This window comes from Paenibacillus nanensis, assembly GCF_003583765.1.
GTDB lineage: Bacteria > Bacillota > Bacilli > Paenibacillales > Paenibacillaceae > Pristimantibacillus > Pristimantibacillus nanensis.
In genome coordinates this window covers 519,374-532,317 of the sequence record NZ_QXQA01000002.1, presented here as the reverse complement: position 1 = coordinate 532,317, position 12,944 = coordinate 519,374, and the positions used below count along the sequence as shown (strand labels likewise).

The 12,944-nt window shown below is 56.2% G+C and carries 14 protein-coding genes; all 14 read left to right on the top strand.

Features of this window, described 5'->3' with window-relative positions; translation table 11 throughout:
• Positions 1–4: 4 nt before the first annotated feature.
• Positions 5–991: a LysR family transcriptional regulator gene (locus tag D3P08_RS05515; protein ID WP_338068705.1), complete on the top strand. Its 987-nt coding sequence runs from the start codon at positions 5–7 to the stop codon at positions 989–991.
• 119 nt (positions 992–1,110) lie between these two features.
• Positions 1,111–1,926, top strand: coding sequence for a transporter substrate-binding domain-containing protein (locus D3P08_RS05510; protein WP_119598430.1), 816 nt, complete (start codon positions 1,111–1,113; stop codon positions 1,924–1,926).
• Between the two features lie 48 nt (positions 1,927–1,974).
• A complete protein-coding gene (locus D3P08_RS05505; protein WP_119598429.1) occupies positions 1,975–2,760 on the top strand; it encodes an amino acid ABC transporter permease in 786 nt (261 codons plus the stop codon).
• The gene (locus D3P08_RS05500; protein ID WP_119598428.1) at positions 2,757–3,467 is read left to right on the top strand and encodes an amino acid ABC transporter permease; all 711 of its coding nucleotides are present in this window, start codon (positions 2,757–2,759) and stop codon (positions 3,465–3,467) included. Before D3P08_RS05505 ends, D3P08_RS05500 begins: the two co-directional genes overlap by 4 nt.
• Positions 3,464–4,216, top strand: a complete 753-nt coding sequence (locus D3P08_RS05495; RefSeq protein WP_119598427.1) for an amino acid ABC transporter ATP-binding protein — start codon at positions 3,464–3,466, stop codon at positions 4,214–4,216. Before D3P08_RS05500 ends, D3P08_RS05495 begins: the two co-directional genes overlap by 4 nt.
• Positions 4,217–4,235: 19 nt before the next feature.
• Complete coding sequence (locus D3P08_RS05490; protein ID WP_119598426.1) at positions 4,236–5,246, top strand: LLM class flavin-dependent oxidoreductase; 1,011 nt, start codon at positions 4,236–4,238, stop codon at positions 5,244–5,246.
• Positions 5,247–5,275: 29 nt separating this feature from the next.
• Positions 5,276–6,421: an amidohydrolase gene (locus D3P08_RS05485; protein ID WP_119598425.1), complete on the top strand. Its 1,146-nt coding sequence runs from the start codon at positions 5,276–5,278 to the stop codon at positions 6,419–6,421.
• 41 nt (positions 6,422–6,462) lie between these two features.
• Positions 6,463–6,942 carry a DinB family protein gene (locus tag D3P08_RS05480; RefSeq protein ID WP_119598424.1) on the top strand — a complete coding sequence of 160 codons (480 nt, stop codon included), beginning with the start codon at positions 6,463–6,465 and terminating at the stop codon, positions 6,940–6,942.
• The gene (locus tag D3P08_RS05475) at positions 6,939–7,481 is read left to right on the top strand and encodes a GNAT family N-acetyltransferase (protein ID WP_119598423.1); all 543 of its coding nucleotides are present in this window, start codon (positions 6,939–6,941) and stop codon (positions 7,479–7,481) included. The genes D3P08_RS05480 and D3P08_RS05475 overlap by 4 nt, the downstream gene beginning before the upstream one ends.
• Positions 7,478–8,812 (top strand): LLM class flavin-dependent oxidoreductase, encoded by a 1,335-nt coding sequence (locus D3P08_RS05470; RefSeq protein ID WP_119598422.1) that lies wholly within the window; start codon positions 7,478–7,480, stop codon positions 8,810–8,812. Before D3P08_RS05475 ends, D3P08_RS05470 begins: the two co-directional genes overlap by 4 nt.
• Positions 8,813–9,043: 231 nt before the next feature.
• Positions 9,044–10,063, top strand: coding sequence for an ABC transporter ATP-binding protein (locus tag D3P08_RS05465; protein WP_119598421.1), 1,020 nt, complete (start codon positions 9,044–9,046; stop codon positions 10,061–10,063).
• Complete coding sequence (locus D3P08_RS05460) at positions 10,063–11,046, top strand: ABC transporter ATP-binding protein (protein WP_420819014.1); 984 nt, start codon at positions 10,063–10,065, stop codon at positions 11,044–11,046. The genes D3P08_RS05465 and D3P08_RS05460 overlap by 1 nt, the downstream gene beginning before the upstream one ends.
• A gap of 21 nt (positions 11,047–11,067) precedes the next feature.
• On the top strand, positions 11,068–12,018 hold the full coding sequence (locus D3P08_RS05455; protein WP_119598419.1) for an ABC transporter permease: 951 nt from the start codon (positions 11,068–11,070) through the stop codon (positions 12,016–12,018).
• A gap of 15 nt (positions 12,019–12,033) precedes the next feature.
• Positions 12,034–12,915 (top strand): oligopeptide ABC transporter permease, encoded by an 882-nt coding sequence (gene opp4C, locus D3P08_RS05450; protein ID WP_119598418.1) that lies wholly within the window; start codon positions 12,034–12,036, stop codon positions 12,913–12,915.
• The last annotated feature ends 29 nt before the right edge of the window (positions 12,916–12,944 follow it).

Here is a 12,944-nt window from a genome sequence, read left to right as displayed (position 1 = left end):
TTTCATGCCTTCTATGATTGCGGGGGTCTCTTTTGTTTATTCGGAACAATCTACCATTCGAGACGAACCGGAGGTGTGCGCCATCAATATCGATAACATCGAAGCATTCGTATTCATTGTCCATTACGGCAGTTACAACAAAGCAGCCGACATCCTGTTCTTATCCCAGCCGTCCGTAAGCGCCCGGATCCAGTCCCTGGAACGCGAGCTGAACTGCAAGCTGTTCGACCGCATCGGCAAGCAAATTCAAATTACGGAGGAAGGCAAAAAGTTTTTGCCGTATGCGCAGCAAATATTGATGACGTACCAGAAGGGCAAGCTTCATATCAATCAGAAAAAATCATTGCCGGAAGAGCTGAGACTAGGGTGTACCGTATCGGTTTCGAATTACACGATACCGGATGTGCTGTCAAGGCTGAAGCAGCGCTTTCCGAACACCCACTTCAAACTCGTTACCGGAACGACGGACGATATCATCGGCAAGGTCGTCAATAAGGAGGTGGATATCGGATTCGTGCGCAACGTCAGCCATCCGAATTTGCAATCGGCCAAGTTTTACGAGGATCCCATCCGGCTGTATGTCTACGAAGGACATCCTTTCCTACACATGGATAGGGTTACGATCGAGCAAATCGCGGTTCAGCCGCTCGTATTTTTCGAATGCGGCGCGCTCGACTGGCTTCGGGTGCATCGTATGTTCGGCGGCCTCGATCATCCTCCGAATATCCAGTTCCTTACCGATAATTCGGAGACGGCCAAAAAGTTGGTCATCCGGAAGGCAGGCATCGGCTTCTTGCCAAGTCTCAGCGCGCAAGAAGAAACGAGAAGCGGAAAGCTGGTGCCGATCCCGATGCAGGAGACGGAAGCGATTACGCTTCAGACGAATATCGTTTCCTGCCACGGGAAACATGCGCCGTTCATTGAAGCGATCATGAGCATCGGCAAGGAGCTGTACGGCGAAAAAAACGATATCGAATTGTTATATAAATAGATAGAACTTCTCTATTATCCATCCCGGAAGCTTGATGCTACAGTTAGATCAGCTCTTAATTCACACTTAACCAGTAGGGATTATGAGGTTAAAAAACGAAAAACATGGAGGTCTTTACAATGAAAAAGATTACGGTAGTTGCATTAACGCTTGCCCTTGCCATTTTTGCTTCCGCCTGCGGAAGCAACGGCAATAAACCGGCCAGTGGATCGGCTGACGGCGAAACCGCCAAAAAAGTTATCGTAGGCACGGCAAACGACTTCGAGCAAGTCGCTTTCCTTGACGATAAAGGCAACCTGACCGGCTTCGACGTCGAGCTTATTCGCGAGATCGACAAACGGCTGGAGCAATACGAGTTCGAATTCCAGACGCTGGAGTTCTCCAACATTTTGCTTAGCCTGGAAACCAAAAAGGTTGATATCGCCGCCCATCTGTTCGAAAAAAATCCAGAACGGGCCGAAAAGTTTGACTTTAACCAAGAGCCGTACGCCTATTGGCGGAACAAAATCATCGTAGCGTCGGATAACGCGGATCCGATCCAGACGCTGGACGACTTGAAAGGCAAGAAAGTGCTTATCGGTCCGACAAGCGCGCAAGCCCAAATTCTCGAAAACTATAACAAAGAAAACGACAACGCGATCGAGATCGTCTATCAGCAGAACGACGCGAACGACGAAGTGCTCCAGATTACGTCGGGGCGCGTGTACGCTACGCTCGGAGCCGATTTCCTGCTCCCGATCAAAGACCCGCAAGGCAAGCTGAAGACGGTCGGGGAACCGCTCAACGAAGGCAATATCCTGTACGTATTCCGCAAAAACGATCCGGAGTCCAAAAAGCTGTCCGATGCGGTCGATGCCACGATCAAAGAACTGAAAGCGGACGGTACGCTCAAAAAAATTAGCGAGCAGTGGCTCGGCCAAGACTTCTCGAAATAAGAGGCCGCAAGCGGCATACGAGTCCGGCTGGAGGAGTGAATACGAAAGATGGGTCAACACCAGTTTGAGATTGCCTACGTCTTTGAATTTTTTTACAGATTGCTTCCGTCCCTCAAGGTTACACTTCTCATCGTAGGAAGCTCCATCGGCATCGGCACGATAATCGGGCTTCTCGTCGCGCTTCCCCAGCTGTACCGTATTCCGGTACTGAGGAGACTGTCGCAGATGTACGTGTCGTTTTTTCGAGGCACGCCGATTCTGATTCAGCTGTTCCTGTTCTATTACGGCGTTCCGGAAGTGCTGAAACTCGTTTACGTCGACTTGACGAGAACGCCTGCGTTATTTTTCGTCATTCTCACCTATTCGCTGCATAGCGGAGCGTACATTTCCGAATTGATTCGGGGAGCGGTGTCGGCTGTGGACCGCGGTCAAGTGGAAGCGGCTTATGCCGTGGGCATGAACGGGTTTCAGGCATTCAGCCGGATCGTTCTGCCGCAAGCGCTGTCCATCTCCATTCCGGTATTCGGCAATGTCGTCATCGGCAATCTGAAGGACACGTCGCTTGCCTTCACCCTCGGCATCCTAGACATTACGGGTAAAGCGCAGACGATGGGCACGCTCTCTCAGCGGTTCATCGAAATTTATATTTCGCTCGCGGCGCTTTATTTCATCATTAGCTTTGCGCTGCAGAAGCTGTTCGACCGGCTCGAGAAGAGACTGCTTCGCCATGAACCGGCGGCTGCGGGGTTAACGAAAGATCCCTTAGTCAAAATATCGTTTCTTCGCAAAAATTTGGCGGCATCGAAATGGCGAAGGAAGGAGGCCCGGTTATGAAGCTGGATTTATCGTTTATATGGACCGCGCTGCTCCAATTGCTGACGGCGATTCCGACTACGCTGGCCGTAACCGGGGTATCCGTCGTTTGCGGCCTTGCCATCGGGACAGTTGTTGCCCTTATTCGGATCAACCGAGTGCCCGTGCTGAATGCCGCCGCGGCCGCCTACGTCACTTTCATTCGCGGGACGCCTATGCTGACTCATCTGCTGCTGGTTTATTTCGGGCTTCCCTTCGTTATTGACGCGATCTGCGAGAGCTTCGGCTGGCCGTTCCGTTCGGTATCGATCCCGATGATCGGATTTGCTTACATTGCGTTTTCCATTACGGCAGGCGCCTATTTGTCCGAAGTCGTCCGTTCGGGACTTCTCGCGGTCGACAAGGGTCAAATCGAAGCGGCTTATTCGGTTGGGATGACGACCTCGCAAGCGATTCGCCGAATCGTCTTCCCGCAGGCGTTCGCGATTTTACTGCCCAATCTTTCCAATAGCACGATCAGCATGCTGCACGGCTCCACGCTGGTGTTCACGGTTTCGGTCGTCGACATTAACGCCAAATCGCAGATCATCGCATCTTCCAACTGGAAGTTTTTCGAAGCGTACATCGCGGCCGCCGTCCTGTATTGGGGGTTGACGTTCCTCATCGAGCGGGTAACCGCCATGGCGGAGAAGCGATTCCAAATGTATAACCGGGGGGGCGTGTCATGATCAAGCTGTCTCAAATCAAAAAATCGTACGGGCGGCAGGAGGTGCTGCACGGCATCGATCTAACCGTCGGGAAAGGCGATGTCGTCGCTATTTTGGGACCGAGCGGTTCGGGCAAAACGACTTTGCTCCGCTGCATCAACTATTTGGAGCGGCCGAGCGACGGGGAAATCACGATCGACGGCTTCACCGTTCATTGCAAGCGACCGACTAAAGCGGATATCCATCATTTGCGCAAAAAGTCGGCGATGGTGTTCCAGCAATATAATCTGTTCCGGCATAAAACGGCGCTCGAGAACGTCATGGAGGGACTCGTCGTCGTGCATAAGCTGCCGAAGGAGCAGGCGCGGCTTCGAAGCGTGGAGCTGCTCGAGAAGGTGGGACTCGGTGATAAGCTGGATGCCTATCCGAGTCAATTGTCCGGCGGACAGCAGCAGCGTGTAGGGATCGCGCGGGCGCTCGCGCTCGGTCCGAAGGTGATCCTGTTCGACGAACCCACGTCCTCACTCGATCCCGAGCTGGTTGGAGAGGTGCTCTCCGTCATTCGCAAGATCGCGAAGGAAGGGATAACGATGATCATCGTTACCCATGAGATGAGCTTTGCCCAAGACGTGGCGAGCCATGTCGTCTTCATGGATAACGGAACGATCGTTGAGCAGGGGAAGCCGAGCGAATTATTTCAATCGCCGAAGGAGGAAAGAACGAAACAATTTCTGAAACGATTCGCGCCGGAAAGCGCGTATTCCATCTAATCGCGAGGAGTAGATATCGATGGCCTTGAAGCTTGGCATATTGGACCAAAGCATCGTATTTCCGGGACAGACGGCTGCGGAAGCTCTGCAAAACACCGTCAAATTAGCCCAACTGGCGGAATCGCTTGGTTACGAGCGGTTCTGGGTGTCGGAGCATCATGATTCGGATCGTCTGGCGGGATCGTCTCCCGAAGTGCTTATCGCTTATTTGCTTGCCCAAACCGAATCGATTCGAATCGGCTCGGGTGGCGTCATGCTGCAGCATTATCAGCCCTATAAGGTAGCGGAAAATTTCAACGTCCTTGCCACGCTGGCCCCGGGCAGAGTGGAGCTCGGCATCGGCCGCGCGCCGGGAGGTTTGCCGCGGTCGACGAAGGCTCTGCAGGGGGCGGAGACGGAAAAGCTTGAAAACAAGCTGATCGAACTGCAGCGATTTCTGCGGGGACCGGCAGGCGAAGACCATCCGCTCGCCGGCCTGCAGGCGAGCCCGCTGCCCAGCCGTCCGGCTGCCGTTTTTGTGCTTGGCACGAGCGCGGCCAGCGCAGAGCTTGCAGCCGAGAGGGGGCTGCCTTACGTATTCGCTTTATTTATCAACAATGATCCTGACGCTGCCCGGCAAGCATTCGAAACGTATCGCCGGAGCTTCAACTATAGTGCGGGCGAGAAGCCCAAAGCGATTCTTGCTTTATCCGTCATCGCGTCGGATACGGAAGAAGAGGCGGCGGCTATCGCAAGCGATCTCTTAAGCGTTCGCGTTACGCTCGCCAGCGGCAAAACCGTTAACGTCAGCACGCTGGAACAAGCGGAAGAATTCGCAAGGCAAGCAGGGGAGTCCTTTACGGCCGAAGTGCGCGAAGCCGACGTGACGAAAGGCACGAAGGAGACGGTCCGCAGCCGGATTCTGGAGCTTGGCGAAGCGTATGGCGTCGAGGAATTCGTGTTCACGACGGTGATCGAGGATTACGAGAAACGCGCGCGCTCCTTGGCTCTGCTAAAGGAAGCACTCGAGGAGCATGCCGTCTCGCGCTAAGCGGCGGCAAGCGTGAGGGAGGGGAAGCGATGAGCATCTTGAAGCTGGAGCCGTTCGGGGAACGACTGATCGCCATGAGAAGGCATCTGCATGCCAATCCCGAGCTGTCCCATGAAGAATTCGAAACGACGGCAGCTATTCGTAGATGGTTGACGGAAGCGGGCATCCGCATCGCGGATTATAAGCTTCGGACGGGCGTCGTCGCGGAAGTCGGCGGTGAATGGGGAGGCCCGGTCATTGCAATCCGAGCCGATATCGACGCGCTCCCTGTGCAGGAAGAGACAGGTCTGCCGTTCGCCTCCTTGAACAAAGGCAAGATGCATGCCTGCGGGCATGATTTCCATACGGCCGCCGCCATTGGCGCCGCTCTGCTGCTCAAGAAGAAGGAGAGCGAGCTGCCGGGAACGGTCCGGTTCCTGTTCCAGCCTGCGGAAGAGAAGGCGAAAGGCGCGCAGCAAATGATCGCAAGCGGCGCGCTCCAGGATGTGAAGGCCATATTCGGCTTGCACAACAAACCGGATCTGCCGGTCGGCACGATCGGCATCAAAGGCGGACCGATTATGGCCGCCGCCGACGGCTTCGTCATTGAAGTGCATGGCCGAGGAAGCCATGCGGCCGTGCCCGAGGCCGGGCTTGATCCGATCGTCGTATCCGCGCATATCGTCACCGCGCTGCAATCCGTCGTCAGCCGCAACGTCGGCGCGCTCGACAGCGCCGTCATTAGCGTGACCCGGATTCAGAGCGGGACCGCATGGAACGTCATACCGGACAAAGCCGTGCTTGACGGCACCTTGCGCACGTTCGATCCGCGCATACGGACGAGAGTGCGCGAGAGGTTCGAGCAAATCGTCGCTGGCATAGCAGGCGCCTTCGAAACAAAAGCCGAGGTATCATGGCTTGACGGGCCTCCGGCGGTGCGCAATGACGCGGGCTGGGCTGAGCTTGCTTCAGGAACGGCTGAGAACCTCGGATTGCGCGTAATTACGCCGGCTCCTTCGCCGGCGGGGGAGGATTTTGCCTTCTATTTAAAGGAAACGCCGGGCTTGTTCGTTTTTCTTGGGACGGGCGGACCGCATGAATGGCATCACCCCGCGTTCGACGTGGATGAGCGTGCGCTGGAGCATGGCGCTTCGTTTTTTGCCGCGCTTGCCGTTGACGCGCTGAAGCAATTTTAATATTCGTCTAGCACGAATGAAGAAAGAGGTGAAAGAGACTCATGAGCCAATTGGCGATTGATGTCCATACGTATTTGCGCACACATGAACAGTTGAAACAAGCCATCGAAGGGTTGACGGAGGAAGGGCTCAGATGGAAGGCCGCTCCGAATTCATGGAGCGTAACGGAGGTGCTTGCCCATCTGGCCGATCATAACCTGATCGTATCGTTCCGGATTCGGGAAATATTAGCCCGTTCCGAAGCGAGGCTGCCCGCGTTCAATCAAGATGCTTGGGTGGCCGGGCAGAGAGCGAACGAGGGGCATGCCGCCGACATCCTCGCCGCGTTCAAATCGCTGCTCGACTACAACAGCTTGTTGTTTCAGCGGCTCGAGCCGGGGGATTGGGAGAAGACGGGAACGAACGCCAAAGGCGAGACAGTTACGTTGTCGGCAGTCGTTCGCGGCTTTGTCGCCCATCTGGAGCATCATTTGCTGCAAATCGCCAAGATACGGAATCACGAAAGCGGGGGAGCGAGATGACGAACCGAAAGGTTATCATACGGGATGCGGAACCGTCGGATACCGAAGCAATAAGAGCGGTGCTGGAGGATGCTTACGCGGAATACGAGCAGCTGATGCCTAAGGAGCGGTGGGAGGCGTATAAGGACAATATCGCCCATTCCTTGACCGATGCCAATGTGAAAGCCCGTTTGGTAGCCGCGGAGGAGGGCGTCATTCTAGGGAGCGTGTATCTGTACGATACATCGGATGCCGCATACGGCTTGCCGGAATTGAACATTCACGGGCCGATTATGCGCCTGCTCGCCGTTGCGCGCAGAGCGCGGGGAAGAGGCATCGCTGCGGCGCTGGTCGCGGGGAGTATCGAACGGTCGCGCGCATGGGGAGCCGACATTCTCCATCTCCACACGAACGATATGATGCAAACTGCCGTGCGGTTATACGAGAGGCTAGGCTTCGAACGGGCCGAAGAGAAGGACATTGTGAAGGGAGACTCGGTCGTGAAAAGCTACCGTATTCGGCTGAGGGAAGTGGAACGTTCGATAGGGGTGAAAAGATGAGCAGACGGAAATCGATTAAATTAGGCGCCTTGATTCACGGCGTGGGAGGGAATGCGGCGGCTTGGCGCCATCCGGATGTCCCCGCAGATGCGAGCGTGAGCTTTCCTTTCTACAAAGAGCAGGCTTTGACCGCGGAAGCCGGAAAGTTCGACCTCGTCTTCATTGCCGACGGCTTGTACATTAACGAAAAATCAATCCCTCACTTTCTGAACCGATTCGAGCCGCTCACCATATTATCCGCCTTGGCTGGCGTCACGTCCAAGATCGGGCTGGTCGGCACGTTATCGAGCTCCTATAGCGAGCCTTTCACCGTTGCGAGACAGTTCGCGTCCCTTGACCATATTAGCGGAGGGAGAGCCGGGTGGAATATCGTCACTTCCCCGCTCGAAGGATCCGCGAGAAACTATGGGAAAATCGAGCATCCGTCTCACGGCGAGCGTTATCAAATCGCGGAGGAGCATCTTGAGGTCGTCCGCGGCTTATGGGATTCCTGGGAGGACGACGCGTTTGTCCGCAACAAGGAGACGGGCGTTTTCTTCCGCCCGGAGAAAATGCACCGGTTGAACCACCGCGGCCGGTACTTCTCGGTCGAGGGACCGCTTAATATAGCGCGCTCGAGGCAAGGCCAACCGGTCGTGTTCCAGGCGGGCTCCTCCGAAAGCGGCATTAAGCTGGCGGCGGCAAGCGCGGATGCTGTCTTTACGGGTCATGACGATATCGAGGAAGCAAAAAAGTTCTACAAGGAAGTCAAAAGCCGCGCCGTCGCCGCAGGCCGTTCGGCGGATGACATCATCATCCTTCCCGGCATCGGACCGATCATCGGACGCACGCAAGAAGAAGCGGACCGGAAGTTCGAGGAGCTAGCCGGCCTTGTAAGCATCGAGCTTGCCCTGCAAGTGCTTGGACGCTTCTTCGACCACCACGATTTCTCCCGTTATCCGCTTGACGAGCCGTTCCCGGAGCTGGGCGACATCGGCAGCAACAGCTTCCGCAGCAGCACGGACCGGATTAAGAGGACGGCAAGGGAGCAAAATCTGACGCTGCGGCAGGTCGCTTTGCAGGCAGCGTCCCCGAAAACGCCGTTCGTCGGCACGCCCGAGAAAATCGCCGATTTAATTCAGAAATGGCATGAAGAAGAAGCGGCGGACGGCTTCATTGTGAGCTCCCCTTTTCCGACCTCGCTGCGCGATTTCGTGGAGCAGGTGGTGCCGATCTTGCAGGAACGCGGCCTCTTCCGGACGGAATACGATTCGGATACACTGCGGGGACACTTGGAGCTCCGTATTCCGGAGAACCGGTACGCTTCCCGTCCGGTTGAACAGCATAGTTGACATGCCGCCCTTCCGATGGCCGCTGTCCGTTAGATGGCCGAAAGGCCGCGAGCGGCCAGCGGCCATTGCCGTCGAAGGAATCGATTTAGATTTCTTCTATTTGCAAATAGATTTCTTCTATTATCCAAATGCATCCTGTTCAGGTATGCTTTTAGTAGACAAAGTTTATTAAACAGATAGGAATTATAAGAATAAGAAAATGCACACTAGGAAAGGGAGCGGGTGGAAGGCATGGCTCGATTACTCGAACTCGATCGGCTGCGAATCGCCTTTCGAACCGAACACGAAGAAGCCGTTGCCGTCGACGAAGTCAGCTTCGCGATGAGACGCGGCGAAACGATAGCGCTCGTCGGGGAGTCGGGCTGCGGGAAAAGCGTGACTTCGCTGTCCATCATGGGGTTGCTCGGCGCAAACGGAGTCGTCACGCATGGGGAAATCCGTTTTGACGGGAGCGTCATTACGAGTTTCGGAGAAACGGAGATGCGGCGGCTGCGTGGGAAGGAAATCGCGATGATTTTCCAGGAACCGATGACGTCGCTGAATCCCGTCATGAAGATCGGCGAGCAGATCGGAGAGTGTCTGCGCCTTCACCGGAAGTGCAGCCGTAAGGAAGCGAAGCCGATCGCGGTAGAACTGCTGAAGAAAGTCGGCATCGCGAGGGCTGAAGCCGTTGCGAAGGACTATCCTCATTCGTTGTCGGGAGGCATGCGCCAGAGGGTGATGATCGCCATGGCAATGGCGGGAAATCCGAAGCTGTTAATCGCGGATGAGCCGACGACTGCCCTTGACGTGACGATACAAGCGCAAATTCTCCAGCTGATGAAACAAATGCAGAAGGACAGCGGCATGGCTATTCTGCTCGTCACCCATGATCTGGGCGTCGTGGCGGAAATGGCGGATCGGGTCATTGTTATGTACGCGGGGCAGGTTGTTGAAGAAGCGGATGTGTTTACCTTATTCCGGGATCCGCGGCATCCGTACACGCAGGGACTTATCCAAGCGGTACCGGCCGTTGACGGCGCTGGAAGGAAACGGGCGCAGCCGATCCCGGGAACGGTGCCCTCCCTCCGAGACATGCCCGAAGGATGCCGTTTTCACCCTCGCTGCCAGTCTGCGCACGATCGATGCCGGCTCGAGAGTCCGAGCTTGCAAAGGATAGGCGGCCATCATAGCGTCAGATGCTGGGCAGCCCATTCGTCCAGCCTTGCCCCGGAAGAGCTGCCTGGCTCCGGACCGGTGATGAACTTATGATGGCTCGAGAGGCGATGCCGAAGCCGATGCTGCAGATTGAGAATCTTAAAACGTATTATCCGGTTCGCCGAGGGTTGTTCGGGAGGGCTTCCGGCTTTGTCAAAGCTGTGGATGACGTCAGCTTGACGCTTTACGAGGGAGAGACGCTCGGGCTTGTCGGCGAATCGGGCTGCGGCAAGTCTTCGATCGGGCGCTCCGTCGTCCGGCTGGAGCGTCCGCATGCGGGGCGCGTTCTTTTCGAGGGGGAAGACATTACGCATGTCTCGCAGAGCGAGCTTAGACCTGTCAGGCAGCGAATACAGATGGTCTTTCAAGATCCCTATGCCTCTCTTCATCCTAGAATGCGAATATTCGATACGCTGGCGGAGCCGATGATCGCCCATCGATTGGCGAAGCGCGGCGACGTACAGGCCGAGGTCGAAAGGCTGCTTCAGCTGGTGGGGCTGCCGCGCGCGGCCGCACATCGGTACCCTCACGAGTTCTCGGGCGGGCAGAAGCAGCGGATCGGCATCGCAAGGGCATTATCGCTGAAGCCCAAATTGATCGTGTGCGATGAGCCCGTGTCCGCGCTCGACGTCTCGATTCAGGCGCAAATCCTCGGACTGCTGCAGGATTTGCAGGAGGAGCTGAAGCTGACCTACTTGTTCATCGCCCACGGAATCGGCGCCGTGAAGCAGGTGAGCACGAGAGTCGCCGTCATGTATTTGGGACGGATCGTGGAGCTGGCTCCTTCGGAATCCCTATTCCGCCAGCCCAGACATCCTTATACGAAGCTGCTGCTCGGCGCATACCATCCGCCGGATCCTTTGCTCCGCGGCATGGATCGTCCGATTATTCGAGGAGACATGCCCGATCCGTCGCGCCTGCCGCCTGGCTGCAGGTTTCATACCCGCTGTCCGTACGCCCGGGAGCGGTGCCGAGGGGAGGACCCAAGCTTAACGAATGACGAGCATGCCGTCGCCTGTCATTATCCGCTTGCATGAAGAAAGGGAGGGAGAGACGAAATGGGCACTTATATCGTCAGAAGGCTCTTCATCGCCGTTCCCGTTTTTTTCGGCATTACGGTACTGAGCTTTCTCATCATGAATCTGGCGCCCGGCAATCCCGTAGACATGCTGATCAATCCCAATATTCCGAAGGAGCTGCTGGAGCTGAAGCGGGAGAGGCTTGGCTTGAACGATCCGCTTTACGCTCAGTACGCGAATTGGCTAAGCGGCGTCCTCCAAGGCGATCTCGGATACTCCTTCAGCAGTTATGCCCCCGTCTCCCGGTTAATTGGGGAGCGAATCGGCCCGACTTTACTGCTTGCAGCCGCATCTCTGCTGTTCGGATTACTTATCGCGATACCGGTCGGCGTCATCAGCGCCGTGAAGCGGAATTCGAAGCTGGATTACTTCCTGACGGGGATAACCTTCCTCGGCATCTCCATTCCGCCATTCTTCTTAGGACTTGGGCTCATCTACGTGGCGGGCATACAGCTGAAATGGCTGCCGACCGGCGGCATGACGACCTTAGGCGGAGACGGAGGAGCAGGCGACGTCCTTCTGCATATGATCTTGCCGGTAACGGTGGTGGGAGCCGCCATTGCGGGCAAGAAGGTGCGGTATGTCCGGGCCAGCGTGCTGGAAGTGTTAGGTCAAGACTATTTGCGCACGGCCAGGGCGAAGGGACTGCGGGAGCTTGCGGTGACGAATAAACACGCGCTGCGCAACGCGCTAATTCCGGTCATTGCCGTAGTCGGGGCGGAAATTCCTCTGCTGCTAGGCGGCAGCATCGTCATCGAGCAAGTGTTCCAATGGCCGGGAATCGGCCAGTTGACGATGGAAGCCATCCTGTCGCGCGATTACCCGATACTGATGGGACTGAACCTGATAGCGGCATGCGTTGTGCTGCTGACCAATTTATTGACGGATGTGCTGTATGCGGCAGCCGATCCGCGCATTACTTACGGATGACGGGAGGAAGCCTTGATGTCTGCGACAACGCTGCCTTGGGAACAGCCGAATACGAGGATCGAAGGTTACGTCCGGCAGGTTAGGCGAAAATTTTTCCGGCACAAGCTTGCGGTCTGGGGACTGGCCGTCATGATACTGCTGATCCTGATCGCTTTGCTCGCTCCGTGGCTCGCGCCTTATCCGCCGAATGAAGTGATGAACGCGTTCGGCGCCAAGCCTTCGGCTGCCCACTGGCTGGGTACCGATCAAGTGGGCAGGGACGTGTTAAGCCGCTTGCTCTACGGAACTCGCGTCTCGCTGTTCATCGGCTTTGCGACCGTTGCGATCTATGTGACGTTCGGTACTTTCGTGGGCATGGCCGCCGGCTATTACGGCCGATGGCTCGATATGGCCGTTATGAGAATTACCGATATTTTTCTAAGCTTCCCTTACATGCTGGTCGTGCTCGTAATCGTTAGCGTCCTGGGAGCCGATATGGCCACGATTATGTTCGTACTCGCTTTATTCAAATGGCCTACGGTTGCCATGCTTGTGCGGGGAAGCGTATTGGCCGCGAAGGAGCTGGATTACATAAAAGCGGGCGTCGCGCTCGGGTTCCGCATGCCGCGAATTTTACTCCGCCACTTGCTGCCGACCATTATCGGCCCCATTATCGTGAGCGCGACATTCGGCGTAGCCGGTACGATTCTAAGCGAAGCCGGACTCAGCTTTCTCGGCATGGGCGTGAAGTCGCCGCAGGCGAGCCTCGGCAATATGCTGCACGACGCGCAGTCCTTGACCGTATTGACCGAGCAGCAATGGCTTTGGATGCCGGCAGGATGCATGATTCTTATTGCGGTGCTGGCCGTCAATTTCGTCGGAGACGGGCTGCGCGACGCGCTCGACGCGAAGGCGTAGTCGGCCGACGGACATGTTTCGCTTAAGAG

Coding starts and splice junctions, on each gene's coding strand:
- D3P08_RS05480 (WP_119598424.1), top strand. CDS start 6,463: ATGAGCCAATTGGCGATTGATGTCCATACGTATTTGCGCACACATGAA.
- D3P08_RS05510 (WP_119598430.1), top strand. CDS start 1,111: ATGAAAAAGATTACGGTAGTTGCATTAACGCTTGCCCTTGCCATTTTT.
- D3P08_RS05455 (WP_119598419.1), top strand. CDS start 11,068: ATGGGCACTTATATCGTCAGAAGGCTCTTCATCGCCGTTCCCGTTTTT.
- D3P08_RS05485 (WP_119598425.1), top strand. CDS start 5,276: ATGAGCATCTTGAAGCTGGAGCCGTTCGGGGAACGACTGATCGCCATG.
- D3P08_RS05515 (WP_338068705.1), top strand. CDS start 5: ATGCCTTCTATGATTGCGGGGGTCTCTTTTGTTTATTCGGAACAATCT.
- D3P08_RS05475 (WP_119598423.1), top strand. CDS start 6,939: ATGACGAACCGAAAGGTTATCATACGGGATGCGGAACCGTCGGATACC.
- D3P08_RS05460 (WP_420819014.1), top strand. CDS start 10,063: ATGGCTCGAGAGGCGATGCCGAAGCCGATGCTGCAGATTGAGAATCTT.
- D3P08_RS05490 (WP_119598426.1), top strand. CDS start 4,236: ATGGCCTTGAAGCTTGGCATATTGGACCAAAGCATCGTATTTCCGGGA.
- D3P08_RS05470 (WP_119598422.1), top strand. CDS start 7,478: ATGAGCAGACGGAAATCGATTAAATTAGGCGCCTTGATTCACGGCGTG.
- D3P08_RS05500 (WP_119598428.1), top strand. CDS start 2,757: ATGAAGCTGGATTTATCGTTTATATGGACCGCGCTGCTCCAATTGCTG.
- opp4C (WP_119598418.1), top strand. CDS start 12,034: ATGTCTGCGACAACGCTGCCTTGGGAACAGCCGAATACGAGGATCGAA.
- D3P08_RS05465 (WP_119598421.1), top strand. CDS start 9,044: ATGGCTCGATTACTCGAACTCGATCGGCTGCGAATCGCCTTTCGAACC.
- D3P08_RS05505 (WP_119598429.1), top strand. CDS start 1,975: ATGGGTCAACACCAGTTTGAGATTGCCTACGTCTTTGAATTTTTTTAC.
- D3P08_RS05495 (WP_119598427.1), top strand. CDS start 3,464: ATGATCAAGCTGTCTCAAATCAAAAAATCGTACGGGCGGCAGGAGGTG.